Source organism: Pseudomonas sp. JL27(2026), assembly GCF_056933555.1.
Genome location: NZ_CM167794.1, coordinates 4,268,444 through 4,295,000 on the forward strand (window position 1 = coordinate 4,268,444; position 26,557 = coordinate 4,295,000).

General features: G+C 57.8%; 20 protein-coding genes and 2 rRNA genes (1 of these 22 only partly in view). 8 read left to right on the plus strand and 14 right to left on the minus strand.

Translation table 11 applies throughout. From position 1 onward, the window contains the following. Positions 1-127 precede the first annotated feature (127 nt). Complete coding sequence (locus AC1Z1G_RS19460; RefSeq protein WP_483621892.1) at positions 128-919, plus strand: dienelactone hydrolase family protein; 792 nt, start codon at positions 128-130, stop codon at positions 917-919. Between the two features lie 163 nt (positions 920-1,082). Beyond that, complete coding sequence (locus tag AC1Z1G_RS19465; protein WP_483621894.1) at positions 1,083-1,808, plus strand: 4'-phosphopantetheinyl transferase family protein; 726 nt, start codon at positions 1,083-1,085, stop codon at positions 1,806-1,808. A 44-nt stretch (positions 1,809-1,852) separates the two neighbouring features. Here AC1Z1G_RS19465 and AC1Z1G_RS19470 read toward each other — a convergent pair whose 3' ends face one another. Together AC1Z1G_RS19470 and AC1Z1G_RS19475 are read right to left on the minus strand one after the other, a co-directional pair. Continuing rightward, positions 1,853-3,463: an ATP-binding protein gene (locus AC1Z1G_RS19470; protein WP_483621896.1), complete on the minus strand. Its 1,611-nt coding sequence runs from the start codon at positions 3,461-3,463 to the stop codon at positions 1,853-1,855. Continuing rightward, positions 3,460-4,185, minus strand: coding sequence for a response regulator (locus AC1Z1G_RS19475; protein ID WP_483621897.1), 726 nt, complete (start codon positions 4,183-4,185; stop codon positions 3,460-3,462). The genes AC1Z1G_RS19470 and AC1Z1G_RS19475 overlap by 4 nt, the downstream gene beginning before the upstream one ends. Before the next feature lie 733 nt (positions 4,186-4,918). Between AC1Z1G_RS19475 and AC1Z1G_RS19480 the strand changes: the two genes are divergently transcribed. Then, positions 4,919-7,813: a ribonucleoside-diphosphate reductase subunit alpha gene (locus tag AC1Z1G_RS19480; protein WP_483621898.1), complete on the plus strand. Its 2,895-nt coding sequence runs from the start codon at positions 4,919-4,921 to the stop codon at positions 7,811-7,813. A 297-nt stretch (positions 7,814-8,110) separates the two neighbouring features. On the opposite strand, the gene flgE is transcribed toward AC1Z1G_RS19480, so the two are convergent. From flgE to AC1Z1G_RS19510, 6 genes are all read right to left on the minus strand, one after another. Further along, on the minus strand, positions 8,111-9,484 hold the full coding sequence (gene flgE / locus AC1Z1G_RS19485; protein WP_483621900.1) for a flagellar hook protein FlgE: 1,374 nt from the start codon (positions 9,482-9,484) through the stop codon (positions 8,111-8,113). Positions 9,485-9,515: 31 nt separating this feature from the next. Further along, positions 9,516-10,244 carry a flagellar hook assembly protein FlgD gene (gene flgD, locus AC1Z1G_RS19490; protein WP_483621902.1) on the minus strand — a complete coding sequence of 243 codons (729 nt, stop codon included), beginning with the start codon at positions 10,242-10,244 and terminating at the stop codon, positions 9,516-9,518. A gap of 15 nt (positions 10,245-10,259) precedes the next feature. Beyond that, on the minus strand, positions 10,260-10,703 hold the full coding sequence (gene flgC / locus AC1Z1G_RS19495) for a flagellar basal body rod protein FlgC (protein WP_054593596.1): 444 nt from the start codon (positions 10,701-10,703) through the stop codon (positions 10,260-10,262). A gap of 3 nt (positions 10,704-10,706) precedes the next feature. Next, on the minus strand, positions 10,707-11,114 hold the full coding sequence (gene flgB / locus AC1Z1G_RS19500) for a flagellar basal body rod protein FlgB (protein ID WP_347901520.1): 408 nt from the start codon (positions 11,112-11,114) through the stop codon (positions 10,707-10,709). Positions 11,115-11,480: 366 nt separating this feature from the next. Beyond that, entirely contained in the window at positions 11,481-12,308 is an 828-nt protein-coding gene (cheR, locus tag AC1Z1G_RS19505; RefSeq protein WP_347901521.1) for a protein-glutamate O-methyltransferase CheR, read from the minus strand. 46 nt (positions 12,309-12,354) lie between these two features. Beyond that, positions 12,355-13,287: a chemotaxis protein CheV gene (locus AC1Z1G_RS19510; protein WP_483621905.1), complete on the minus strand. Its 933-nt coding sequence runs from the start codon at positions 13,285-13,287 to the stop codon at positions 12,355-12,357. Between the two features lie 78 nt (positions 13,288-13,365). On the opposite strand from AC1Z1G_RS19510, the gene flgA reads away from it, so the two are divergent. The 4 genes from flgA (at position 13,366) to AC1Z1G_RS19530 (ending at position 15,983) form a co-directional block, all read left to right on the plus strand. Continuing rightward, positions 13,366-14,127, plus strand: a complete 762-nt coding sequence (flgA, locus tag AC1Z1G_RS19515) for a flagellar basal body P-ring formation chaperone FlgA (RefSeq protein WP_483621907.1) — start codon at positions 13,366-13,368, stop codon at positions 14,125-14,127. A gap of 165 nt (positions 14,128-14,292) precedes the next feature. Further along, positions 14,293-14,622, plus strand: coding sequence for a flagellar biosynthesis anti-sigma factor FlgM (flgM, locus tag AC1Z1G_RS19520; RefSeq protein ID WP_483621909.1), 330 nt, complete (start codon positions 14,293-14,295; stop codon positions 14,620-14,622). Between the two features lie 48 nt (positions 14,623-14,670). Further along, positions 14,671-15,138 (plus strand): flagella synthesis protein FlgN, encoded by a 468-nt coding sequence (locus AC1Z1G_RS19525; protein WP_483621911.1) that lies wholly within the window; start codon positions 14,671-14,673, stop codon positions 15,136-15,138. A 95-nt stretch (positions 15,139-15,233) separates the two neighbouring features. Then, entirely contained in the window at positions 15,234-15,983 is a 750-nt protein-coding gene (locus AC1Z1G_RS19530; protein ID WP_483621913.1) for a flagellar brake protein, read from the plus strand. A 56-nt stretch (positions 15,984-16,039) separates the two neighbouring features. Here the strand turns inward: AC1Z1G_RS19530 and AC1Z1G_RS19535 are convergent, their stop codons facing one another. The 4 genes from AC1Z1G_RS19535 to AC1Z1G_RS19550 all read right to left on the minus strand — a co-directional run bounded on the left by AC1Z1G_RS19535 (position 16,040) and on the right by AC1Z1G_RS19550 (position 21,298). After that, positions 16,040-17,416: an MFS transporter gene (locus tag AC1Z1G_RS19535; protein WP_483621915.1), complete on the minus strand. Its 1,377-nt coding sequence runs from the start codon at positions 17,414-17,416 to the stop codon at positions 16,040-16,042. A 71-nt stretch (positions 17,417-17,487) separates the two neighbouring features. Beyond that, a complete protein-coding gene (locus tag AC1Z1G_RS19540) occupies positions 17,488-18,729 on the minus strand; it encodes a glutamine synthetase family protein (protein WP_483627921.1) in 1,242 nt (413 codons plus the stop codon). 275 nt (positions 18,730-19,004) lie between these two features. Continuing rightward, positions 19,005-19,697, minus strand: coding sequence for a sensor histidine kinase (locus tag AC1Z1G_RS19545; protein WP_483621917.1), 693 nt, complete (start codon positions 19,695-19,697; stop codon positions 19,005-19,007). Next, positions 19,694-21,298, minus strand: coding sequence for a tetratricopeptide repeat protein (locus AC1Z1G_RS19550; protein ID WP_483621918.1), 1,605 nt, complete (start codon positions 21,296-21,298; stop codon positions 19,694-19,696). The genes AC1Z1G_RS19545 and AC1Z1G_RS19550 overlap by 4 nt, the downstream gene beginning before the upstream one ends. A 564-nt stretch (positions 21,299-21,862) precedes the next feature. Here AC1Z1G_RS19550 and AC1Z1G_RS19555 point away from each other — a divergent pair. Then, entirely contained in the window at positions 21,863-23,251 is a 1,389-nt protein-coding gene (locus AC1Z1G_RS19555; RefSeq protein ID WP_483621920.1) for a lysozyme inhibitor LprI family protein, read from the plus strand. 197 nt (positions 23,252-23,448) lie between these two features. Here the strand turns inward: AC1Z1G_RS19555 and rrf are convergent. Continuing rightward, positions 23,449-23,564, minus strand: a 5S ribosomal RNA gene (gene rrf / locus AC1Z1G_RS19560). Positions 23,565-23,735: 171 nt separating this feature from the next. Further along, positions 23,736-26,557: ribosomal RNA gene (locus AC1Z1G_RS19565) — 23S ribosomal RNA — on the minus strand (it continues 70 nt past the right edge of the window).

The following is a 26,557-nucleotide window of genomic DNA, read 5'->3' on the forward strand; positions in this document are numbered from 1 at the left end:
CTTTGTGCGCTTTTGGGTATGGGGAGAGCTTACCGGCCAGCCCCTGAACTCCCCCTGAACACTCTCTGAACCTGACCTGAATCAAATCGTCTAGGATCAGCGGACGTCTTTTAATGGAGAACTGACCATGCGTGTATTCCTTGCCTTGGCATTACTGGCCTTGAGCGGCCTGACTCAGGCCGCGATCAAGACCCAGGAAATTCCCTACCAAAGCCCCGACGGAACAAAGCTGATCGGCTACTACGCCTACGACGACAGCCTCAAGGGCGCCCGCCCCGGCGTGGTGGTGGTGCATGAATGGTGGGGGCTGAACGACTACGCCAAGCGCCGCGCCCGCGACCTCGCCGCACTGGGCTACAGCGCACTGGCCATCGACATGTATGGCGACGGCAAGAACACCGAGCACCCGGCTGACGCCATGGCGTTCATGCAGGCGGCCCTGAAGGACAGCGCGGCCGCCAGTGCACGTTTCACCGCCGGGCTCGACCTGCTGAAGAAACAGCCCCAGACCGACCCGAACAAACTGGCCGCCATCGGTTATTGCTTCGGCGGTAAAGTCGTCCTCGATGCGGCGCGCCAGGGTGTGCCATTGGCAGGCGTGGTGAGCTTCCACGGGGCGCTGGTGGCCAACACGCCGGCGACGGCGGGCAGCGTCAAGGCCAAGGTACTGGTGGAACACGGCGCCCAGGACAGCATGGTCACCCCCGATCAGGTCGCGGCATTCAAGGCCGAGATGGACAAGGCCGGGGCCGACTATCAATTCGTCAGCCTGGAAGGCGCCAAACACGGTTTCAGCAACCCCGACGCCGACCGCTTGAGCCACGGTGAACATGGCGGGCCGGACATCGGCTACAACAAGGCCGCCGATGAAAAATCGTGGGCGGACATGCAGGCGTTCTTCAAGAAGATTTTTGGGTGAGCCACTAGACGCGCGCGCGGCTATTCGCGAGCAGGCTCGCTCCCACACTGGATTTGTATAGCACCATCAATCCCTGTGGGAGCGGGCTTGCTCGCGAAGGCCTCAGCGCCGATCTGAACCTTTGCACTACCCAGCCCCCAGACAACCCGGCAAAATGCCTCGCATGAATCCACTGCCCACACTTCCCGCCTGCTGCACCCCGCTCGACGCCCACTGGCCGTTGCCTGAAACACTGCCCGGCACAGTGCTGTTCAGCACCCGTTTCGACCCGTCGCACCTGGCCATCGACGACTTCCAGCGCAGCGCAGTCGAACGGCCAGCGAGCATCCAGCGCTCGGTGGCCAAGCGTCAGGCAGAATTTCTCGCCGGTCGCGTCTGTGCCCGTGCAGCCTTGCAGCAGTTGGACCAACCGAGTTACATCCCGGCCATTGGCGATGATCGTGCGCCCGTATGGCCGGCGCATATCTGCGGCTCGATCACCCACAGCACCGGCCATGCCGCAGCCATTGTGGCGCGCAAGGACCACTGGCGCGGCCTGGGCATGGACCTGGAGAACCTGTTGAGCACCGAGCGCGCCGAACGTCTGGCCGGGGAAATCCTCACCGCCGCCGAACTCCAGCGCATGGCCACAGCCGCCCCAGAACAAATCGCACTGTGGGTAACCCTGACCTTTTCAGTAAAAGAAAGCCTGTTCAAGGCGCTCTACCCCATCGTCCAGCAGCGTTTTTACTTCGAGCACGCCGAAGTGCTGGAGTGGAGCGAAAGCGGCCATGTACGCCTTCGCCTGCTGACCGATTTGTCCAGTGAATGGCGCCACGGCAGTGAACTGGACGCGCAATTTGCGGTGCACGACGGGCAGTTGTTGAGCCTGGTCAGCATCAAGGCCTGAAGATTTTCAGTGCCCGCGAAGGCGCTTCGCGGGCAACAACACGCTCAATCCTTCTCTTGATTGCGCGGCCAACTCAGGCTGAAACAGGCCCCACCCAGGGTCTTGCTCTTGCCGATCAACGCCCGGCCGCCGTGCCAGTGGATGATCCGCCGCACAATCGACAACCCCAACCCATGCCCGCCCGAGGCGCGGGTGCGGCTGTCATCAAGACGCAGGAACGGCGTGAAGATCTTTTCCCAGGCCTGCTCCGGCACACCGGGGCCATCGTCTTCGACGTCCACCCGACAGCGCTGCTGACCCACCTGGTAACTGACACACACCTGCGACTGCGCGTGGCGCATGGCGTTGCCCACCAGATTTTGCAGGGCCCTGTGCAGATAACGCGGCTCGGCCTCGACCCACGCGTTATCGCAATCGGCCGCCGACAGGCACAAGCCACGTTGCACCGTGACGTCGGCGCGCAACGGCGCCAGCTCAGCGATCACCTGATCGAGCAAGGCATCCAGGTCGACCCGTTGAAAATTCAGCGCCGGTGAACCCTGCTCCAGTCGCGCGTACGTGAGCATTTCATCCACCAGCCCGTCGAGGTCCTGGATGTCATGGTCCATGCCGGCCAGGTATTTCTCACGCGCCTGAGGCGTGCTCGCACTGCCGATCATCTCCAGGCCAAAACGCAAGCGCGCCACCGGCGTGCGCAACTCGTGGGACACCGCCCGCACCAGTTCTCGCTGAATCGCCAGCAACTGCTGCAAGTGCTCGGCCATGCCGTTGAACGCTGCGGCGAGCCGTCCGATGGAATCGGCGCCGCGTGCCGGCACCCGGGTTTCCAGGCTGCCCTTGGCGATGCGCGTGGCCGCCGCCTCCAGCCCACGCAAGCGGCGCTCCAGTTGGCGCACCAGCAGATAGACGATCAAGCCGATCAGGCTCAAACCCAACGCGGCAATCGACACCAGCCATTCCGGCGGATAAGGATTCATCTGATACAGCGGACCGATTTCCAGCACCCACGGCGTGCCGACCATACCGGCTAACACTCGAATCGAGTCACCGCCCTTGCCCAACGCCATCACCGTATCGCCCTCGGAAACGCGTCGGCGCTGGTCTTCATCCATGTCGGCCTGCTCGAGGGTGACCAGCGTCATGTCAAAACCAAACCCCTTCGCCTCCTTGAGCATCGCCAACCGTTGCGGCTGCTCGGCCACCGGGTAGCGCACCAGTTCATCGGCCAGCAGGTAGATGGTTGCCCGCGCCAGTTGCTCGCTGATTTGCTGCACCTCGCCAGTCAGCACCAATTGTTCCTTGTCGCTGACCAGGCGGTAAACCTTTGCCGCGTGCGGGCCGGTCTGTTCGACCAGCGCCTGCCCGCGCTGTACGCGGTTACGCTGGCCGAGGTCCAGGCCAGTCTGGCTGAAGGTCTGCAACGCCAGCGGAATACCCAGCAACCGCTCCCACACCGCCAATGCCCGGCGACGCTCGATGTCACTCATCGGTTGCAGGTTGTCGGCCATCAACGAAAACGTGCCGTGGGCCAGGCGCTCGCGGTACTGCTCGCTGCGCACCTGGTTGAGCACCTGCAAGGCCAGCACCCCAAGCACCGCCACCAGAATCAGCGCCGCGCACATACCGCCGTAAATGCGCAGAAATATCGAGTTCACAGCGCCTGATCCACACAGGCCTCAGGGACGAACAAATAGCCTTTGCTGCGAATGGTCTTGATCAGCCGCGGGTGGATCGGGTCATCGCCGATCTTCGGTCGGATACGCGAAATGCGCACATCAATCGAACGGTCCTGGCCGTCATAACCGATGCCTCGCAGCGCGGTGAAGATCTCTTCGCGCGACAGGATTCGCCCGGCGTTGGCCACCAGCAGCCACAGCAGGTCGAACTCGGCGCTGGTCAGCTCGATGCCGTTGTCCTGCAGCCAGGCCTCGCGCAGGGCATTGTCCACCACCAAGGGGCCAAACTGCAGGCGCCGCAGCTTTTCCGGCGCCACCGGCTCAGGGCTCTCGCTGCGGCGCAGCAGGGCCTGAATCCGCGCCAGCAGCAAGCGCGGGCGCACCGGTTTGCACACGTAGTCGTCAGCGCCCAGGTCCAGGCCGAGGATCTGGTCGCTGTCGTCAGTGCGGGCGGTGAGCATCAGGATCGGCCCGTCATAGCGCTCGCGTACCTTACGGCAAATGCTCAGGCCGTCTTCGCCGGGAAGCATCAGGTCGAGAATCACCAGGTCCGGCTGCTCGGCAATAATCCGCGCCGCCGCCAACGCACCATTGCCCTCGATGGTCACGCGCAGGCCATTGCTCTCCAGGTACTCGCGGGTCAATTCGGCCAGACGCTGGTCATCCTCGACGATCAATACCTGCCAGGCTTCTTGCTCCACGGGTGACCTCTGCTTGCCAATATTTCTATTAAGGAAGGGTCCACCCGTTTTTTTGTCATGATCGGGGCGGATAAGACAGCGTAAAGGAACCTGATTGTAGCAACGGCCCCCCTCGCGAACACAAGCCAGTAAATGCGCTCGGTAACCGGCCAATTTTGTGATAGGGTTCGCGCCCGCAAAAATCCGCTTCCGGCTAAATTCGAGAGCAAAAAACAGTGACCAGCGGTCTGATCCAGCAGGGTCGCGGCCTACACGATGTTTGCGAGTTTCATACACAAATTACGCACAGCTTTATCCACAGGTAGCACGTTGCAATCGCCCCCTAAAACGCATTATCTTGTAGCCCGGCGACAAAAAAACCCTACATGTAGGGTTTTGAGCCAAGAACCAAACACAAATCAGACGAGAAATTCAAGCGCTTTTCTTGCTCCTGTTCGGTTGAACCAAACTCTTTTTTAGAAGACCAAACCGCGTGCGCGGATGGCTGCTGTTTTCCTTCACCAGGAAGTGAAAACGGTACGGGTGTTGCAGTCGAAAACTGTCACCCACCAGAAATTCGGTTTCAGGCTCACGGCCTGAAACCAAAGACTTCGGCAGGGAAGCGGCGCAAGCGCCCCTTCCTGAAACTGTCCCGAGGTCGTTATGCCCGGCGCTTGCTGGTTGTAGTGCTTCAGGACGGAACGGTGGGCACCGTGATGGTGCCCAATCAAACATAGAGAACGTGGAGACACCCATGCAAACCGACACAACTCGCGAGAACCCGCAGGGCACCGCGCAGCAGGCTGCTGATTCGAATTCGGATCTGTCGGCTACCGCGCCTGGCCAATTGCGTGTGATCAAGCGTAACGGCACTGTCGTTCCTTACACCGATGACAAGATCACCGTCGCCATCACCAAAGCGTTTCTCGCAGTTGAAGGCGGCACCGCTGCCGCTTCGTCGCGAATCCACGACACCGTTGCCCGCCTGACCGAACAAGTCACCGCAACCTTCAAGCGTCGCATGCCATCGGGCGGCACCATCCACATCGAAGAAATCCAGGACCAGGTCGAACTGGCCCTGATGCGTGCCGGCGAGCAGAAAGTGGCTCGCGACTACGTGATCTACCGTGACGGCCGCTCCAAGGAACGCGCCACCCGCGCCCCTGCCGAGGAAGCGGTCAACGCTCACCCGTCGATCCGTATCGCTCGCGCCGACGGCAGCCTGGCGCCGCTGGACATGGGCCGCCTGAACACCATCGTGACCGAGGCCTGTGAAGGCCTGGCAGAAGTCGATGGTGACCTGATCCAGCGCGAAACCCTGAAAAACCTCTACGACGGCGTCGCCCTCAAAGACGTCAACACCGCGCTGGTCATGACCGCCCGCACACTGGTCGAGCGTGAGCCGAACTACTCGTTCGTCACCGCCCGCCTGCTGATGGACACCCTGCGCGCCGAAGGCCTGAGCTTCCTGGAAGTCGCTGAAAGCGCGACTCACCACGAAATGGCCGACCTGTACGCCAAGGCCCTGCCTTCGTACATCGCCAAGGGTATCCAGTTCGAATTGCTGAACCCGGTACTGGCTGATTTCGACCTTGAGAAACTCGGCAAGGCGATCAACCACGAGCGCGACCAGCAGTTCACTTACCTGGGCCTGCAAACCCTGTACGACCGTTACTTCATCCACAAGGATGGCGTGCGTTTCGAACTGCCGCAGATCTTCTTCATGCGCGTGTCCATGGGTCTTGCAATCGAAGAGAAGAACAAGGAAGACCGTGCGATCGAGTTCTACAACCTGTTGTCGTCCTTCGACTACATGTCCTCGACCCCGACCCTGTTCAACGCCGGCACCCTGCGTCCACAGCTGTCGAGCTGCTACCTGACCACCGTGCCGGATGACCTGTCGGGCATCTACCACGCGATCCACGACAACGCCATGCTGTCCAAATTCGCCGGCGGCCTGGGCAACGACTGGACACCGGTTCGCGCGCTGGGTTCGTACATCAAGGGCACCAACGGCAAATCCCAGGGCGTTGTTCCGTTCCTGAAAGTGGTGAACGACACCGCCGTCGCCGTTAACCAGGGTGGCAAGCGCAAAGGCGCTGTGTGTGCCTACCTGGAAACCTGGCACATGGACATCGAAGAGTTCATCGAGCTGCGCAAGAACACTGGCGATGACCGTCGTCGTACCCACGACATGAACACCGCCAACTGGATCCCTGACCTGTTCATGAAGCGTGTCTTCGATGACGGCAAGTGGACCCTGTTCTCGCCGTCCGAAGTACCGGACCTGCACGACCTGACCGGCAAGGCCTTCGAAGAGCGTTACGAGTACTACGAAGCCCTGACCGAGTACCCGGGCAAGGTCAAGCTGTTCAAGACCATCCAGGCCAAAGACCTGTGGCGCAAAATGCTGTCCATGCTGTTTGAAACCGGCCACCCATGGCTGACCTTCAAAGACCCGTGCAACCTGCGCAGCCCACAGCAGCACGTGGGCGTGGTTCACAGCTCGAACCTGTGCACCGAGATCACCTTGAACACCAACAAGGACGAGATCGCCGTTTGCAACCTGGGCTCGATCAACCTGCCGAACCACATCGTCAACGGCAAGCTGGACACCGTGAAGCTTGCACGCACCGTCAACACCGCAGTCCGCATGCTCGATAACGTTATCGACATCAACTACTACTCGGTGCCGCAAGCCAAGAACTCCAACTTCAAGCACCGTCCGGTCGGACTGGGCATCATGGGCTTCCAGGACGCCTTGTACCTGCAGCACATCCCTTACGGTTCCGACGCTGCCGTCGAGTTCGCCGACAAGTCGATGGAAGCGGTCAGCTACTACGCTATCCAGGCGTCCTGCGACCTGGCTGACGAGCGTGGCGCTTACGAGACGTTCCAGGGTTCGCTGTGGTCCAAAGGCATCCTGCCGCTGGATTCGCAACAGATCCTGATCGAGCAACGTGGCCAGAAGTACATCGACGTTGACCTGAACGAAACCCTGGACTGGGCACCGGTGCGTGCTCGCGTACAGAAAGGTATTCGTAACTCCAACATCATGGCCATCGCACCGACCGCGACCATCGCCAACATTACTGGCGTATCGCAGTCGATCGAACCGACCTACCAGAACCTCTACGTGAAATCGAACCTGTCGGGCGAATTCACCGTGATCAACCCGTACCTGGTTCGTGACCTCAAGGCTCGCGGTCTGTGGGACTCGGTCATGATCAACGACCTGAAGTACTACGACGGTTCCGTGCAGCAGATCGAACGCATTCCGCAAGAACTCAAAGAGCTCTACGCGACCGCATTCGAAGTGGACACCAAGTGGATCGTTGACGCAGCCAGCCGCCGTCAGAAGTGGATCGACCAGGCTCAGTCGCTGAACCTGTACATCGCCGGCGCATCGGGCAAGAAGCTCGACGTGACCTACCGCATGGCTTGGTACCGTGGCCTGAAAACCACTTACTACCTCCGCGCCCTGGCCGCAACCAGCACCGAGAAGTCGACCATCAACACCGGCAAGCTGAACGCTGTTTCCAGCGGCGGCAACCACGGTGAAGATTCGGTCCTGGCGGCTCCCGCCGGTCCTGCTCCAGTGCCGAAGGCCTGCGCCATCGACGAGCCGGATTGCGAAGCTTGCCAATAAGCTGAGCCGGCAGGCGCTGCAAGGCGCCTGCTCGAAAACCCCCGATCGGTCCTCTGGATTGTCGGGGGTTTTCTTTTATCTCAAGGAAATGGGAGCCGCAACTGACGCCTTCGAGAGCAAACCCGCCCCCACAGAGGACCTTCGGTAGACACAACATGTGTGAACACCACCGATCAAGTACGGGAGCGGGCTTGCTCACGAAGACACCACAGAATCCTGCACCCGACACAAAATCACTGGCCACAAAAAACCCCTCTTTCGAGGGGCTCTTTGTGAAGCGCTACCTGCCAACCAGCATCAGGCCATCTGAATGATGGTCTGCATGATGGTGCTTTGAGTAGAGATCGTCTTGGCGTTGGCCTGGTAGTTACTCTGCCCCTTGATCAGGTCGACCAGCTCGTTGGTCAGGTTGACGTTGGAGTCTTCCAGGGAGTTGGACTTGATCGAACCCAGGGTGCCGGTTTGCGGAGTGTCGTACGCCGCAAAGCCCGAGTCGTAGGTTTGCTTCCAGTTGGTGCCACCTGCCGGTTGCAGACCTTGCTCGTTGGTGAAGCTGGCCAGGGAGATCTGACCGATCGGCTTGGATTTGCTGTTGCTGAAGTTGGCGAACAGCGTACCGGTGCCGTCGATGGTCAGGTTGGTGATCTGGCCAGTGGCATAACCGTCCTGGGTCGATGTCGTACGGTTGGTGTCGGTGTTGTACTGAGTGGTTTTGGTCAGGTCGTTGCTCACACCCGTGGTATTGCCTGCCGCGCCGTTGGCCTTCCAGACACCATTGGTGACGGTACCCGGCGTCCAGACACCAGGCCCCATGATGATGGAGTTGTTAGCGACCGTGTACGGGGAGTCAGTCGGCGTCGTCGGAGGTGCGATCCCCAGCAGCTTGCCATCGGAACCGAAGGTCATTGTCATCGGAGCCTGGTTGCTTGGCGCACCTGGAACAACCGGAGGCCCAGGAAGAGCGGCAGTACCCGGAACATAGGCGTTACCATTAGGGTTACGACCATCAACCAGCGTGTAGGTCTGCCAGCTATTGGCACCAGTCTTGACCATATACTGGTCCAGTTTATGCTCGTTACCCTGACTGTCAAAAATCGGGGTGGTGAACATATCGGTGTAGGTCCCGATCTTGGTCGGATCGAACGGCGTGACGGCCGGATCGATGTCTGGCTTCGTCGAGCTCAGGTTGATGCTGGCCGAGATAGCGCTGGTGGTCTTCGGCGCCAGGTTCGACTGATCGATTTTCAGGTCGCTGAGAATACCATTCATGATCTTGCCGCTGGCATCCACACCGTAACCTTGCAGACGCGAAGTGCCCGAACTGTTGGTGATGAAGCCATCCTTGTCGACCTTGAAGGTACCGGCACGGGTGAAGGTCAGCGAGCCGTTGTCGCTCAACACAAAGAAGCCCGAACCCTGGATACCCATGTCCAACACGTTGCCGGTGTTGTTGACGTCGCCCTGCGTGAACTGCTGGGAAACGTTGGCCAAGCGCACACCATTACCGATGGTCTTGCTGCCCGTACCCAGCTTGGTCGCCGAGTACACATCTTCGAATTCCGCACGGGACGATTTGAAGCCGGTGGTCGCGACGTTGGCGATGTTGTTGCCGGTCACGTCCAGCTGCTTGTTGGCTGCATAGAGACCGCTAAGGCCGATATTGAAAGACATATTCCACTCCTTGTTGCCGCGTTAGCCGGCTCTATATACCAATGGTTTGAACTTTGGACAGGGCAATAGGGCCCATGCCTGCGAGGTTGAGCATCATCTCGCCCCCGTTCTGACTCATCGTCACGCTATTGACCGTTGCCGGCAGGTAGGTCACCAGCGAGGTGTTTTTGTCATCGATCTTGCTGTTCGCCGCGAAGGTGTACGTACCCGGCTGAACCTTGACGCCGGCCGAATCGGTACCGTCCCAGACGAAGCTGGCGGAACCGGCCTTCTGGCTGCCCAGATCGATGGTCTTGACGGTCTTACCGTCCTTGTCGGTGATTTTCACCGTGACGCTGGCAACCGAACTCGGTACCGAGATCGAACCGGTGAGGCTCTTGTTCGGATCGACCTGCGCCTTGTCGGTCTGGGCAATCACCGAGCGACCGACCAGCGACGAGGCCTGCAAGGCCTGCGACGACTTGAACGAGCCGGAGATCGAGTTCACCGAGGTGTTCAGGGTCGTGATGCCTTCCAGGCTGCTGAACTGCGCCAACTGTGCAACGAATGCACTGTTGTCCTGCGGATCGAGCGGGTTCTGGTTTTTCAGCTGGGTCACCAGCAGTTGCAGGAACGAGTCCTTGCCCAGCGACTTGCTACCGGTCTTGCTGTTGGTCGCCGCAGCCAGGCCGTCAGCGCTGGTGGTAGCCGGCGTCTTCTGCGAAGAGGCCGCCAGAATGTCCTTGAGCGTCGGCGCGGTGGTGGTATCGGTAATACTCATCTGAGTCGCCCCTTATCACTGACCGAGGGTCAGGACCTTCTGCATCATGGTTTTGGCGGTGTTCATCATTTCTGCGTTGGTCTGGAACGAACGACTGGCGGAAATCATGTCGGCCATTTCTTCGACCACGTTGACGTTCGGGTAGTAGACGTAGCCCTTGGCGTCGGCGGCCGGATGGTTCGGCTCGTAGCGCGCTTCAAGGTTGCTCTGGTCTTCGACCACGCCCAGCACCTGCACGCCCTGGCCGGCGGCGTCCTGGTTCTGGAACAGCGAATTGCTGCCGCCGCTCTGGCCGCCCTGGAACATGGTGGCGAACACCGGGTGACGGGCGCGGTAGGTCTGGTCGATGCTCGAAGAGACCGTCTCGGCGTTGGCGATGTTACTGGCGACGGTGTTCAAGCGAGTGGTCTGGGCACTCATGCCACTACCGGCAATATTGAAAACACTGGATAGAGACATGAATTACTCCCCGCGAAGGGCTGAAACCAGCCCTTTGAATTTGCTGTTGAGCAGCGTGAAGCTGGCCTGGAAGCCCACTGCGTTTTCTGCGTAGTTGGACTGTTCCAGTTGGGCGTCCACGGTGTTCTGGTCGATCGAGGGCTGCATCGGCGTGCGATACATCAACGACTCGTCACCATTGCCCAGGCCTTGTGCTTCGATATGACGGTTGTTGGTCATGTTCAAAGCGATAGTGCCGTTCTTGTGCTTGTCGTTCTGTGCGGCCAGCACAGCCGAGAAGTCCAGATCCCGAGCCTTGTAGTTCGGTGTGTCGGCGTTAGTGATGTTGTTGGCCAGGACTTCAGCGCGCTGTGCGCGAAAGCCCAATGCTTTTTCATGGATACCGAGCGCTTTATCGAAGCTGATGCTCATGTCGGAAACCTTCGGGTGACCTGATTTTTCGTAACCTGAACTTAGCAAGCGGCGTGCCAGTTTATGAAACCCCATAAACCGGGGCTTTGCGGGCAGCGGCAAAGCGGCAATGCCAGAAAAGCGGCAACCGTTTTCCGTCGCCTGCCGCTTTTCTGCCGCCTGTTAACGATCACTGAGGACCAATGTGGGAGCGGGCTTGCTCGCGAAGGCGTCGTGTCAGTCGACATTTACTTTGACTGGCATACCGCTTTCGCGAGCAAGCCCGCTCCCACATTGGACAGGTGTGGTTGCGATGGAGTTTGGCGGGCAAAAAAAACGGGAGCCCCTGAGGACTCCCGTTTTCATGCACCACCCGCTACCGGCAAATCACTTCGCCTGATAGATGATTCCCGGGCTGCATTGCACCATCTGGTAGTGATCCGGCAAACCGTTCAGCGCCTCGGAAGCGCCAAGGAACAGGTAGCCACCCGGCTTGAGCGTACTGTGAATGCGCATCAGGATGTCTTTCTTCACCTCGGCGGAGAAGTAGATCAGCACGTTGCGGCAAAACACGATGTCGAACTTGCCCAGGCTGGCGTAGCTGTCCAGCAGGTTGAACGAGCGAAACTCCACGCGACTCTTGATCGGCGCCTTCACCGCCCAGCGCCCCGGCCCTTTCGGGTCAAAGTAACGCTGCAAGCGCTCCGACGACAAACCGCGACCGATGGCCAGGCTGTCGTACTCGCCGGTCTTGCAGTTGTTCAACATCGTGCCGGACAAATCGGTGGCAACGATCTGCACACCCATCTTCAGCTGACCCATGTTGACGCGCTCGAACTCGTCGATCGACATCGACAGCGAATACGGTTCCTGACCCGACGAACACGCCGCCGACCAGATCCGCAAACGCTGGCCAGGACTGGCCTTGATCGCTTCGGGCAGCACCTTGTTCTTGAGCACTTCAAACGGATAGGTATCACGAAACCACAGGGTTTCGTTGGTCGTCATCGCATCCACAACCATCTCGCGCAAACCACTGCGCGGCTGAGTCTGGATGCGCTGAACCAACTCACCCAACGATTTGATGCCTTGCTGCTCCATCAGTTTGTTGAGACGGCTCGACACCAGATACTGCTTGTTTTCACCGAGCAAAATGCCACAGGCTTTTTCCAGAAACACCCGGAACTGTTCGAAATCCAAATTACCCGTAGACAAAGATGCCGCCTCTTAAATCGTGTTGACCGCCAAGGGCAAAGACCCTTTAGCTGTTGTCTGCTGCTTTGATCCGGTCGACTACCCGGGATGCCAGGTCATCAGGACGGAATTTGGCAAGGAAGTCATCAGCACCGACCTTCTTCACCATCGCCTGATTGAACACACCCGACAACGAAGTATGCAGGATGATATGGAGCTTTTGCATGCGTGGGTCGCTGCGGATCTCGGCCGTGAGGGTGTAACCATCCATTTCGGGCATTTCGATGTCGGAGATCATCATCAAGAATTCCTCTTCCGGCTTCTTGCCCTCGTCGACCAGCTTGCGCAGGTAATCCAGCGCTTGCCGACCGTCGTTCAACGCAACCACATCCACGCCCACCGTTTGCAGGCAACGCGTGACTTGCTTGCGCGCCACCGACGAGTCATCGACCGTCAGCACCCGCAAGGAAACCGCTTTATTCTGCGTCTCGACATCCACCACGCCGACCGAAATCGCTTCCGAGGTGGGCGCCACTTCCGCCAGTATCTTTTCAACGTCGATGATTTCGACTAACTGATTGTCTACTCGAGTCACAGCCGTCAGGTAATGATCGCGTCCGGTGCCCTTGGGCGGCGGATGGATCTCTTCCCAGTTCATGTTGACGATGCGCTCGACCGACCGAACCAGAAAACCCTGAGTCTTGGTGTTGTACTCCGTGATGATCACGAAGGGATTACTTTGGTCCTGCAAACCGCCGGACCCGGTCGCCATCGCCAGATCGAGAATCGGGATGGTCGCCCCACGAATATTCGCCACACCGCACACGACAGGATTGGACTTGGGCATCACGGTCAGCTTGGGGCATTGCAGCACCTCGCGAACCTTGAACACGTTGATCCCGTATAGCTGCTGGCCGTCGAGACGGAACAACAACAGCTCCAGGCGATTCTGCCCTACCAGTTGCGTGCGCTGGTTTACCGAATCCATTACACCAGCCATGCCCAGACTCCTACACCAACACCTAAGTTCCGACGCACATTCATTGCTAAACGGCACGGGGCTTGCTTTTTAACTGTCATGAACGCAAAAACGACATTTTCCCGACACCTGACATCCACCTGCCGCAAATGGCTGTGTGCAGTGTCGGCCGTCTGCCTTTTCAACGCTGGCAGCCCTGCCCTTGCTGACTCGGTTACCTTGCCTGATCTACTTATCGGCGTCACTCAGGGCTTTCTTGAATTCACCGTAGAGGACTATTTGGCTACCAGTCAAACCGAGGGCCGCTACGAAATCGAAGTGAACCAGCTAGACCCGCGCCTGCGCATGCCACTTTGCGACAAGGAATTGACAGCCACCCTGGAGAGTCCGGCCAGGCCATTGGGACGGGTAACCGTGAGGGTTCGTTGCGACGGCGCCTCGCCCTGGACAGTCTTCGTGCCCGCTCAAGTCCGCCTGTTTCGGGAGATTGTCACCACCACGCGCCCCCTCAAGCGCGCGGGCATTATCGAACCCCAGGATGTTGTGTTGCGTGAGCGCGATATCAGCCAGATCAACCAGGGTTACCTGACCTCCGTCGATCAGGCCATCGGGCAAAAACTTGTCCGACCAATGGTCACCGATCAGGTCATTACGCTGGTCCATCTGGAGCAGGCAGAGGTCATACGCAAGGGTGATCAGGTGGTGATTACCGCCCGCAGCGGCACACTCAGCGTGCGGATGCCCGGCGAAGCCCTGTCCAATGGCGGTCTCAGCGAACAGATTCGAGTGAAAAACCTCAACTCGCAGCGGGTGATCAAGGCTCAGGTCATCGCACCGGGCCAGGTGGAAGTGGCCATGTAGGGCTCTTTGTTGGTGAAGATGTGGCGCGCCACTCGACTGTTCCCTAAACTGTGGCGCATACCGGGCAACCGCTGACGCGCGCACGCTCACTGATAAATGAGCCTAAAGTTTTCCCGGGTATGGCCGAAAACATGGCAAGCGTCCAAATACCCAGAGGTTTTCATCATGGTCATCGATTTCAGCCGTTTGCATAACGCCCCCAGCACACTCACCGGTAGTACACGTACCAGCGCCAACAAGGAAACCGCCGAGACCGGCAAATCCGCGCCGCTGAATACCCCGGCCGAACAGGCCAGTACCGTCAAAAGCGGGGAATCGGTACACCTCAGTAATGAGGCTCAACAGTTGCAGAAGGTCACTGACAAGCTGCGCGATCAACCTGCCGTCGACAACGCCCGCGTGGCCGAGTTGAAAGCAGCGATTGCCGATGGCAGCTATAAAGTCGACAGCAACCGTGTAGCCAGCAAACTGCTCAACTTCGAAGCCCAGCGCTAGGCAAAGGCCTGCGCCAGGCTTTTGGACGCTTAAAACCCAAGGCCAGCCATGCACGATACTAATTTACTGCAGTTGATCACCGACGACTTTGCTCCAGCTCAACATTTGCTGGAGTTGTTGCAGACCGAATCCCTCGCCCTGCATGGTCGCGACATGCCGCTGCTGGAAGAAATTCTGGCGCAAAAACAGGCATTGATCATTCTGCTGGAGCAGCATGGTCGCAAGCGCAGCGAGATTCTCCAGAGTCTCAACCTGCCCATCGATCGCACCGGCCTGGAACAACTGGCCGCGCACTCCAGCATTGGCGACGAACTGCTGTCCCAGAGCGATGTACTCAATCAGCTGCTGGCCGACTGCAAGATCGCCAATGAACTCAACGGCCGCTCGATCCAGGTCCAGCAAGCCACGACCGCCAACCAGTTGAAAATCCTCACCGGCGGCGAACCCCCTGCCCTCTATGACGCTCGCGGCTCAACTGCCAAAATGGCGAAACCGCGCCCGCTCAGTCAGGCTTGAAATCCGCAATGAACGCACCCTATCAAGGTGCGAAACATGCTGGCAAAATGCTGGCATCTGCGTGTCGTCGTATTTTGTCTGGAGATTGATAAACCGTGTTCAACACCTTAAACGCGGAAGATGCTCCGCAGCCACCCAAGGTGCTTACCACGCCTTTGGAAATCGCCGGCAACCTGCGGCAGCTGCAAGAGAGCCATGATCCCCTGATCATCACTTTCCAGGAACGCAGCCAACGCTTCCAAAGCTACCTGGTCGACGTGGACCGGGACAGCAACATGCTCGCCCTGGACGAAATGATCCCTCGCGATGGCGAGCGCTTCCTGCTTGCAGGTGAACCTTTTCGGGTTGAAGGCTTTCATGATGGCGTGCGTATTGCCTGGGAGTGCACCGCAACACTGACCATCGACGAGTCCAATGGCGGCCGCTGCTACCGTGGCACCCTGCCCGATGAAGTGGTCTACCACCAGCGTCGCAATGCCTTCCGCGCAGCCTTGAAACTGGCGCAACTGGTAAACATCGAACTCAGCGGCGAAAAACTCAAGGCCCCGATCAGTGGCAAGCTGCTGGACATCTCGGCCACTGGCTGCAAGCTGCGCTTTGAAGGCGATATTTCGGATCGACTGCAACTGGGCCAGGTCTATGAGCGCTTTGTCGCAGCCCTGCCCTTTGGCAGCATGACCGCTCCGGTCGAACTGCGTTACCTGCACTTCGAAGAAAAAATCGCCACTACCTTCGCCGGCGTACGCTTTCACAACATGAGCGGCCTGGTACAACGGCAGGTGGAACGTTTCGTCTATCAGCTACAACGCGAAGCACGCCGCTTCGATAAAGACGACGACCTCTGATCCGAAGTCAGTAAAGAAAACGGGCAATCCCTTTGGGGGATTGCCCGTTTTTCGTTCTAGGGTCTGGCCTCGGTGAAGCTTTGCGTGCGCCCTGTTTCCGGCTCATCAGAGGCGGGCCGAGGCCCCTGCTGATCCTCAATTTCAGGCTCATCCTCAGGCTCAGGACTGACTGAACCCTGCATCTGATCATGCACCACCTGCTCATCGACCCGCGGGTCGAGTGCCGCCACCAGCGGCGAGCTGGACATACTGTCGGGCATGGCGACGTGGTGCAGCGGCGCATCGTCGACCTGATGCAGATTGGTCACCGCCTTCGGCCGGATGCGCCAGACCAGCACCAACGCAAAAAAGCTGAAAAACGCGTAGAGCATCTGACTGCCAAACAACTTCATCAGCACCCCCGCCGCCAATGGCCCGATGCTCGCCCCCACGCCGTAGGTCACCAACAACATCGCGGTCAGCGAGACCCGACGGTCGCCCTCCACATGGTCGTTGGAGAATGCCACCGCCAACGGATACAGGCAGAACTGCACCAACGAACACAGGAACCCGGCAATGAACAGCACCTCCAACGGCACCTGCGGCAGGATCGCCAACGGCAATGCCGCCACCGCCAGGGAAAACGCAAAGCAGCGAATCAGCAGCGCGCGATCATAGCGGTCCGACAACCAACCCAGCGGCCACTGCACCACCAACCCGGCAAAGATGCAGCTACCCATGAACAGGCCGACCTGCTCGGTGCTCAGCCCCTGCTGAGACGCATACAGCGGCGCCAACCCGTAAAAGGAACCAACAATCAACCCGGCCCCGAGCACTGTACTCAGCGACTGCGGCACACGCTTGATGAAGAACCGTGGCTCCATCGGCGCCGGGTGCAAAGGCGCCGGGTGAATCCGTCGGGTCAGCGCCACTGGCACCAGGCACAGTGCAAAACACAGCGCGACCAGCATCAACAGTTCGAGCCCCAGGGAGGGGTGCATGACCAGAATCAACTGCCCCAGCACCAACCCCAGATAAGAAGCGATCATGTAGCCGCTGAACACCAGGCCACGTTGCTTGGCCTCGGCCTGCTCGTTCAGCCAGCTCTCGATGACCATGTACTGGCACATCATGCCCAGGCCCACGATCATCCGCAGCACCAGCCATGCCGGCAGCCAGTCGACCAGGCCATGACCCAGCACGGCCGCTCCGACAATCCCGGCACACGCCGCATAAGCACGAATATGGCCGACCCGGGCGATCAGTCGGTGACCGATCTTCCCGCCCAGCACCAGACCGAAATAGTTGGCGGCCATCAATGCACCGACCCACAGACTATCGACATGGTCTGCCGCCAGGCGCAACGCCAGGTAAGTACTCAAAAGACCCGAGCCGATCAACATCATCAGCGAGGCGAAATACAGTGCTCGAAAGGATTTCCAGATTTGGCGCATCGGCGTTCCGAGCGGCTCCTTGCAGTGAGTACCGGGCTACCGACAACGATAGCCCGATGGCGACGGGTCAGTTATGCCTGGGCCGCTAGAACACGCCGCTCCCAGGGAGTTATTTCGTCAAAGAAACTGGTCAACTCCATGGTTTTCGAAGCGATGTAGCCTTCGATGAACTCCTTGCCGAACAGTTCCCGGGCCAACTGGCTACGCTTGAGACGCTCAAGAGCGGCATGCAAGGTACACGGCAACGACAAACTGTCCGGCACTTCAAACTCGCCTTGAATCGCCGCCCCTGGCTCCAGCTCGTTTTCAATCCCGTAAAGCCCCGCCGCCAGGCTGGCCGCAATCGCCAGATAAGGGTTGGCATCGGCACCCGGCAAGCGGTTCTCGACCCGACGCGCCACTGGCGAACTGGCCGGAATCCGCAAACCCGCCGCCCGATTGTCGTGAGACCAACAGGCATTGTTCGGCGACGCGTAAGGATGGCACAAGCGCTGATAGGAATTCACGTTCGGCGCAAACAACGCGGTGAAGTCCGCCATGCAGGCCTGCTGACCGCCGATGAAATGGAAGAAGGTTGGCGTCGGCTCACCCGCCGCGTCACTGAACACGTTCTGCCCACTGCCGATCTCGACGATGCTCTGATGAATATGCATCGAACTTCCCGGCGTATGCGCCAACGGCTTGGCCATGCACACCACGGTCACCCCATGCTTGAGGGCGACTTCCTTGAGCAAATGCTTGAAGAGGAACGTCTGGTCGGCCAGCAACAGCGGATCGCCGTGCAGCAGATTGATTTCGAACTGACTGATGCCCATCTCGTGCATGAACGTATCGCGAGGCAACCCCAGCGCTGCCATGCACGCGTAGACCTCACTGAAAAACGGCCGCAAGCCGTTGTTGGAACTGACACTGAACGCCGAGTAACCCGCCTCGCGCCGGCCGTCCAGGCCCACGGGCGGCTGAAACGGCTGGGTTGGGTCGGTGTTGGGCGCGAACACGAAAAACTCCAGTTCGGTCGCCACCACTGGTGCCAGGCCTCGGGCTGCATACCGCGCAATCACAGCCTTCAACTGGCCTCGGGTCGAGAGCGCGGAGCTTTCGCCGCTCAACTCGTCAGCGTCACAGATGGCCAACGCCCGAGGCTGTTTGCTCCAGGGCAAAGGGTGAATGTGCTGCGGATCGGCCACCAACGCCAAATCGCCGTCGTCGCTGCCGTAGAACCTGGCAGGCGGATACCCCCCCATGATGCATTGCAGCAGCACACCACGCGCCATCTGCAACCGCCGCCCCTCAAGGAATCCCTCGGCCGTCATCACCTTGCCGCGAGGTACACCGTTAAGGTCCGGGGTGACACACTCAATCTCATCAATGCCGGTCAATCGCTGTGCGAGTGAGCTCTGGCCATCGGTCGTCATGACTCAATCCTTGTTGTTATACAGCCGCGAACGGCGACCCGTACAAAATACGCATCACCCGTTCAGGATTTCAAGCACAGACACGCAAAAAGCCGCATGAGCCGACGCTAACCACGCATCACGCCAATGCTGAATCGTTCACTCTGAAAGAAGGGGCGAGGCAGGCGCCTCACTCAAGGAAGGTAAAGACTGAACAAGCCGCCGCCCAAAGGACCGCCATTGCTGATTTCGATACGGCCCCGCACACCGTTGCGCTGATGCAGCTCGGCAATGCGTGCAGCGAAGTACAACCCCAGGCCGGTGCTGCCACTGACCCGATTGATACCTTGCACATAATCAGCCTGGCGCTCGATCATCTGCGCCGGGTAACCCTCACCGTCATCGTTGATGCTGAGCACCAGTTGCCCGGCCTCCTCGCGCGCGCTGACCACCAACGCATGCCGCGTATACCGCAGAGCGTTGTTGATAATGTTGGCCAGCACCGAGTCAATCAACCCCCGGTCAAAAAAACCGAGAGGCATGAAGTCTTCCACCTCACAGGTGGCGCTGATACCACGGTTATCAAACACCTGCTGGTGCCCGGCCAACTGCGCCTCTATGAAATCATCCAGCTCATGGTAGTCAGGCTGCAAGGGCAACTGGTTGACGCCCAGTTTGTACAGCCCGAGCAACTGCACCAGCATGCCGTTAAGGTGCGCGAACTCATACTCGATCACACGCTGTTCGCCGGTTTGACGCTGCCCGTCTGGCAGACGGGAAAGCCACTGCCCGTGGGTTTGCATGAGCAAGGCCAGGGAATTTTTCATGTCATGGACGGTGGAGGCAATCACCGTCGAAAAATCGAGCCCCTCGCGGCTGTCACTCATTCGACAAACGCCTTGGCGCGCAGCTTCTGGTAACGCGGATAACGGGGATCGCTGTCAGGCATCAGACCAACCATTTTAAGCGCCGCCTGACACTCTTCCAGCAACGCCCCATCGAGGCCGGCATCAGCGCCATGCAGCAGCGATTGCGCCATGTTCAAAGCAATACTGATGTTCTTTGGCTGCATGGCCAGCGCGCGCCGGAACAACTCCCGCGCCTCGGCCAGCGTGCCGGCCTTGTAGCTGCGCACGCCCTGACGGTTGAGGTCGGCGGCGGCATTACCGGAATTGAGGATGTTCGGGTCGTCAGTCAACTTGGCAATGCCTTGCATCACGACCGGATCATCACCGTAGATCTCTGCACAGTTTTTCAGCATCGACGCACCGGCGTCAGCCTGCCCCAGCATTTGCAATTGCTTGGCAACCAGCAGCGCCGCTTCGGCACTCATGAACTGCTCCATGCCATCGAGCCGCGCCATGGCTTGCTCAGTCAGCTTCTCGGCGGTTTCGGCATCATTGAGCAGCAGGCTCGTGGCCTTCATCAACCGCGCGCGAATCTGCAGGCCAGGGTCATTGACGTTCTCCTTGGCCACCAGGCTGAGCGTCTGGTTGATCTCCAGGCGCGTCCGGGTATCCAGGCCCTTTTCACTGCCCTTGCTGATCAGCGCCTGGGCCAACCCGAGATTGCTCTCCGGGTCCTTGAAACGCGACTGCGCGCCTTGAGCAACAGCCTGACGGTAAGCCTTGGAGGCGCTCTCGAAATCTTCGTTGGCCAATGCCAGTTTGCCGAGCAGCGATTGACGACGAACAGCCAATGGCGACAACCGGACAGCCTCTTCCAGGACACTCTGCGCACGCTTGGGATCACCTTGGGCGATCAGCACGTCCGCCATCCCGTCGTAGAGCGCCGGCATCATCGGGAACGCCTTCAGCCCGGCCTCATACACATTCTTGGCCTGCGTCACCTGCCCCCGCTTGATCAGCGAACGCCCCAGACCTGCGTAAGCCCAAGGCAATGGCCGCTCGGCCAGAATGGTATTGAGAAAGCGCTCAAGCGCCTCGTGCTGATTAAGGTCGCGCAATGCATCGGCCCGGAAGCGCTGACACAACGGCGCATAACGCGGGTCCTGCTTGCAGAGCGCAACACAGGCTGCCAACACTTCGGCAGGCTTGCCACGATCAAGGGCTTGCAGGATCGGCTTGAGCAATGTCTTGCGCTGCACCAGTCGCTCCAACCGCTGAGCCAGGCCGGAGCGATTGAAAGGCTTGGTCAGGTACGCATCCGGCTCGTGTTCCAGAGCGCTGAGCACCATCGCCTGACTGGTCTCGGCCGTGACCATGACAAACACGCTTTCGTGGCTGATCAACTTGTCGACCATCAGGTCTTCAAGCACCTGCTGGCCGTTCTTCTTGCCGTCGCCCAGGTGAAAGTCCTGCAGGATGAAGTCGTAGCGCTTCTGCGCGCACATGCGCAGCGCCACTTCGCCGGTATCGGCCGTGTCTACATCCTTGACGCCCAGCTCACGCAACATCGACCTGACCGAACTGCGGAAATCCGAGAAATCATCGACGATCAAAAAGCTTTTTTGGTGGTACGCCAGCATCGAAGATTCCAGGCAAGTAAGAAGATGAACCCAAAGGCAAATACAAGGACGAGCTCAACTTCGCTGCCCGTTTCGGCGCGCAGATGATAGCTAGCAGCCATAGGCTATCAAGCAATATTTCACAAACCTGCGATCACTATTGCCTGGCGCACGCTTAGGGCTCGTCGGGTTATCGGCCACTTGCGGCTTTCCCTTATAGGGAGCGGGCACGCAATTACCTAATTAACTGACATAAAAGCAGATTTTACGAGGGCATGGATGGGTAATGAACCATTTCTGCGCCCCATAAAGAGAGCCAACGCACAGGTGTCGCGCTGAAAGAGGCAAGGAAAATGATCGGAAGAAGCGACCAGCGGATCCTGGACACGCCTTGGCGTGGATCATGACACAATCAGAAACGCGGTCGAGGAGGCGCAGTGAGGATATCTGCATCGGTATTGCACCCAAGCCAACTTGACCCGACCCGCCTGAGCACAGGGGGAGTTTGTTTCGCAGCGCTCGTCTCTTGACCGCAAAGCACCCAAACATGTTGGCGCTGCACTGACTTAATTAATACAAGGATTTATGACTGTGCACATCAAGGCACGCCACATTCTGTCTGCTTGCGCCCTGCTGTCTACCCAGAGCGCACTTGCATCGGGAATGGATTGTACAAAAGCAACAACCGCCGTTGAAAAGACGATTTGCGCAGATACCGAACTGTATCGACTGGATACACACATGGGCTGGGCTTACCAAGGACTGGCTGAAGCCAATCCTCAAGCACATTCTGAATTGAGAGAAGCCCAGCGCCTCTGGCTGAGAACACGCGATCAATGCGCCGAAGATAAACCCTGCCTTACTCAGCGCTATAACGAGCGCCTGGGTTCATTGAAGACGCAATGGAGCGAAGTAGCTGTCTACATACCCGACGAACTAGACAAGCAGGTATCAGAAGATCTGCGACAGACCATCGAGAGAAAGCGTCACTCCAATGCAGAGTTCCCGCTAGAGCGCACACTGAAAGAACTCTCTATAAAGAAAGGGGTTACTACATTTTCAAACGTCAACGATGACGAGAACACCCTGAGCGACGCACACTTCCCAAAAGTCATCCCCAAAGGTGTCACAAAGGACGAATGGAAGGCCTTGAACGCGTCTAAGGTTGAGGGTGCCGGCGAGTTCGGTAATACCTCGTACAGCCTGATGGACCTGGACGGCGATGGATTGAGAGACCTTGTTGTAGCGACCTATTCAGGTGGCACTGGCTTGTTCACTTTCATAGAAACGTTTCGACGGAACGGAGAAACGTTTGTCAGAACAAGACGTGATTTCGATCCCGAGTCGAGCGCTGAAAGCGCTCTGCTTTCTATCAATGATCGAGGTGCAAACCAAACCGTCAACTGGATAAAAGTTCGCGGCCGTGTGTATGCAGCCTACAGCAACAGCTACTACGGGGTTGATCACCTCTACCTGCTGAACCCTTTGAAGAAGATAGGCATAGCCCCCACTGTAACGGTTAACTACCGTTATCAGCTGTCTATCCCCAGGATTCAAAAAGATGAAACCCGCGGCTCGAACAAAACCTTGGACGTCGCCCTACATAAAGCACTGACCCAAGCGCTGACCACCGTGAGCAAAACCGAGGCGAAAGATATAGGCGATCAGAGCCGTCCTCTATGCCCCATCCCGCCAACAGCAGAAGACTCCAGTGTGTACTACAGTTTCGGACCCGGACACTACAGCTTCGAAATAGTCGCAGATATGCCGGTCATCATCGGCAAGCAGTGTTACATCGGGAGGATAATGAGCTGGTTTGGAAGGTACAGCGCAGAACATGGGCTTGGCGCTCAATTGGTACTTCGCAAACCGGAGTTCGATCCAGGCGAACGCAGCTATCAGATCAATGGCCGTCGCAGCGCTACCGATGTGAGCACCTCCATGAGCCGAGTCGAAGGGGACGATGGCATGTAGGAAACGCCACCCGATAAGCTGAAAGACCTGCTTAACCCCAGACCAAGTACTGCATGCGCCATCCACTTTCTACGAGTCTGTCTTGTGTGTGTGGCGCACCTTATCAATCCTCGCAAGGATTGATTTGCGCAAATAACTTTTTCGCAAGCAAAACAAAACCCCTACCTGCATACGCAGATAGGGGTTTCGGAATTCAATCTTGACGATGACCTACTCTCACATGGGGAAACCCCACACTACCATCGGCGATGCATCGTTTCACTGCTGAGTTCGGGATGGGATCAGGTGGTTCCAATGCTCTATGGTCGTCAAGAAATTCGGGTACTGAGTCGTGGCCAGAAGGCCTCGCTTCAGCAAATTGGGTATGTGGTAGGTTTCGGTGTTTTGTGCTGCCTTTTTAGGGGCAGTCGAACTTTCGGTTCGTTTCGTCTTCACACACCGCAATCTGGTGCCTTTTCAGGTCAGCAAATTGCTTGGGTGTTATATGGTCAAGCCTCACGGGCAATTAGTATTGGTTAGCTCAACGCCTCACAGCGCTTACACACCCAACCTATCAACGTCGTAGTCTTCGACGGCCCTTCAGGGAACTCAAGGTTCCAGTGAGATCTCATCTTGAGGCTAGTTTCCCGCTTAGATGCTTTCAGCGGTTATCTATTCCGAACATAGCTACCCGGCAATGCCACTGGCGTGACAACCGGAACACCAGAGGTTCGTCCACTCCGGTCCTCTCGTACTAGGAGCAGCCCCTCTCAAATCTCAAACGTCCACGGCAGATAGGGACCGAACTGTCTCACGACGTTCTAAACCCAGCTCGCGTACCACTTTAAATGGCGAACAGCCATACCCTTGGGACCGGCTTCAGCCCCAGGATGTGATGAGCCGACATCGAGGTGCCAAACACCGCCGTCGATATGAACTCTTGGGCGGTATCAGCCTGTTATCCCCGGAGTACCTTTTATCCGTTGAGCGATGGCCCTTCCATACAGAACCACCGGATCACTAAGACCTACTTTCGTACCTGCTCGACGTGTCTGTCTCGCAGTCAAGCGCGCTTTTGCCTTTATACTCTACGACCGATTTCCGACCGGTCTGAGCGCACCTTCGTACTCCTCCGTTACTCTTTAGGAGGAGACCGCCCCAGTCAAACTACCCACCATACACTGTCCTCGATCCGGATAACGGACCTGAGTTAGAACCTCAAAGTTGCCAGGGTGGTATTTCAAGGTTGGCTCCACGCAGACTGGCGTCCACGCTTCAAAGCCTCCCACCTATCCTACACAAGCAAATTCAAAGTCCAGTGCAAAGCTATAGTAAAGGTTCACGGGGTCTTTCCGTCTAGCCGCGGATACACTGCATCTTCACAGCGATTTCAATTTCACTGAGTCTCGGGTGGAGACAGCGCCGCCATCGTTACGCCATTCGTGCAGGTCGGAACTTACCCGACAAGGAATTTCGCTACCTTAGGACCGTTATAGTTACGGCCGCCGTTTACCGGGGCTTCGATCAAGAGCTTCGCGTTAGCTAACCCCATCAATTAACCTTCCGGCACCGGGCAGGCGTCACACCCTATACGTCCACTTTCGTGTTTGCAGAGTGCTGTGTTTTTAATAAACAGTCGCAGCGGCCTGGTATCTTCGACCGGCATGAGCTTACGGAGCAAGTCCTTCACCCTCACCGGCGCACCTTCTCCCGAAGTTACGGTGCCATTTTGCCTAGTTCCTTCACCCGAGTTCTCTCAAGCGCCTTGGTATTCTCTACCCAACCACCTGTGTCGGTTTGGGGTACGGTTCCTGGTTACCTGAAGCTTAGAAGCTTTTCTTGGAAGCATGGCATCAACCACTTCGTGTTCTAAAAGAACACTCGTCATCAGCTCTCGGCCTTAGAATCCCGGATTTACCTAAGATTCCAGCCTACCACCTTAAACTTGGACAACCAACGCCAAGCTGGCCTAGCCTTCTCCGTCCCTCCATCGCAATAACCAGAAGTACAGGAATATTAACCTGTTTTCCATCGACTACGCTTTTCAGCCTCGCCTTAGGGACCGACTAACCCTGCGTCGATTAACGTTGCGCAGGAAACCTTGGTCTTTCGGCGTGGGTGTTTTTCACACCCATTGTCGTTACTCATGTCAGCATTCGCACTTCTGATACCTCCAGCAAGCTTCTCAACTCACCTTCACAGGCTTACAGAACGCTCCTCTACCGCATCACCTAAGTGATACCCGTAGCTTCGGTGTATGGTTTGAGCCCCGTTACATCTTCCGCGCAGGCCGACTCGACTAGTGAGCTATTACGCTTTCTTTAAAGGGTGGCTGCTTCTAAGCCAACCTCCTAGCTGTCTAAGCCTTCCCACATCGTTTCCCACTTAACCATAACTTTGGGACCTTAGCTGACGGTCTGGGTTGTTTCCCTTTTCACGACGGACGTTAGCACCCGCCGTGTGTCTCCCATGCTCGGCACTTGTAGGTATTCGGAGTTTGCATCGGTTTGGTAAGTCGGGATGACCCCCTAGCCGAAACAGTGCTCTACCCCCTACAGTGATACATGAGGCGCTACCTAAATAGCTTTCGAGGAGAACCAGCTATCTCCGAGCTTGATTAGCCTTTCACTCCGATCCACAGGTCATCCGCTAACTTTTCAACGGTAGTCGGTTCGGTCCTCCAGTTAGTGTTACCCAACCTTCAACCTGCCCATGGATAGATCGCCCGGTTTCGGGTCTATTCCCAGCGACTAGACGCCCTATTAAGACTCGCTTTCGCTACGCCTCCCCTATTCGGTTAAGCTCGCCACTGAAAATAAGTCGCTGACCCATTATACAAAAGGTACGCAGTCACCCAACAAAGTGGGCTCCCACTGCTTGTACGCATACGGTTTCAGGATCTATTTCACTCCCCTCTCCGGGGTTCTTTTCGCCTTTCCCTCACGGTACTAGTTCACTATCGGTCAGTCAGTAGTATTTAGCCTTGGAGGATGGTCCCCCCATATTCAGACAAAGTTTCTCGTGCTCCGTCCTACTCGATTTCATGACTAAGAGATTTTCGCGTACAGGGCTATCACCCACTATGGCCGCACTTTCCAGAGCGTTCCGCTAATCTCAAAGCCACTTAAGGGCTAGTCCCCGTTCGCTCGCCACTACTAAGGGAATCTCGGTTGATTTCTTTTCCTCAGGGTACTTAGATGTTTCAGTTCCCCTGGTTCGCCTCTTACGCCTATGTATTCAGCGTAAGATAACCATCTTATGATGGCTGGGTTCCCCCATTCAGACATCTCCGGATCGCAGTCTGTTTGCCGACTCCCCGAAGCTTTT

Coding starts and splice junctions, on each gene's coding strand:
- AC1Z1G_RS19460 (WP_483621892.1), top strand. CDS start 128: ATGCGTGTATTCCTTGCCTTGGCATTACTGGCCTTGAGCGGCCTGACT.
- AC1Z1G_RS19465 (WP_483621894.1), top strand. CDS start 1,083: ATGAATCCACTGCCCACACTTCCCGCCTGCTGCACCCCGCTCGACGCC.
- AC1Z1G_RS19480 (WP_483621898.1), top strand. CDS start 4,919: ATGCAAACCGACACAACTCGCGAGAACCCGCAGGGCACCGCGCAGCAG.
- flgE (WP_483621900.1), bottom strand. CDS start 9,484: ATGTCTTTCAATATCGGCCTTAGCGGTCTCTATGCAGCCAACAAGCAG.
- flgD (WP_483621902.1), bottom strand. CDS start 10,244: ATGAGTATTACCGATACCACCACCGCGCCGACGCTCAAGGACATTCTG.
- flgC (WP_054593596.1), bottom strand. CDS start 10,703: ATGTCTCTATCCAGTGTTTTCAATATTGCCGGTAGTGGCATGAGTGCC.
- flgB (WP_347901520.1), bottom strand. CDS start 11,114: ATGAGCATCAGCTTCGATAAAGCGCTCGGTATCCATGAAAAAGCATTG.
- AC1Z1G_RS19510 (WP_483621905.1), bottom strand. CDS start 13,287: ATGGCTGGTGTAATGGATTCGGTAAACCAGCGCACGCAACTGGTAGGG.
- flgA (WP_483621907.1), top strand. CDS start 13,366: ATGAACGCAAAAACGACATTTTCCCGACACCTGACATCCACCTGCCGC.
- flgM (WP_483621909.1), top strand. CDS start 14,293: ATGGTCATCGATTTCAGCCGTTTGCATAACGCCCCCAGCACACTCACC.
- AC1Z1G_RS19525 (WP_483621911.1), top strand. CDS start 14,671: ATGCACGATACTAATTTACTGCAGTTGATCACCGACGACTTTGCTCCA.
- AC1Z1G_RS19535 (WP_483621915.1), bottom strand. CDS start 17,416: ATGCGCCAAATCTGGAAATCCTTTCGAGCACTGTATTTCGCCTCGCTG.
- AC1Z1G_RS19540 (WP_483627921.1), bottom strand. CDS start 18,729: ATGACGGCCGAGGGATTCCTTGAGGGGCGGCGGTTGCAGATGGCGCGT.
- AC1Z1G_RS19545 (WP_483621917.1), bottom strand. CDS start 19,697: ATGAGTGACAGCCGCGAGGGGCTCGATTTTTCGACGGTGATTGCCTCC.
- AC1Z1G_RS19550 (WP_483621918.1), bottom strand. CDS start 21,298: ATGCTGGCGTACCACCAAAAAAGCTTTTTGATCGTCGATGATTTCTCG.
- AC1Z1G_RS19555 (WP_483621920.1), top strand. CDS start 21,863: ATGACTGTGCACATCAAGGCACGCCACATTCTGTCTGCTTGCGCCCTG.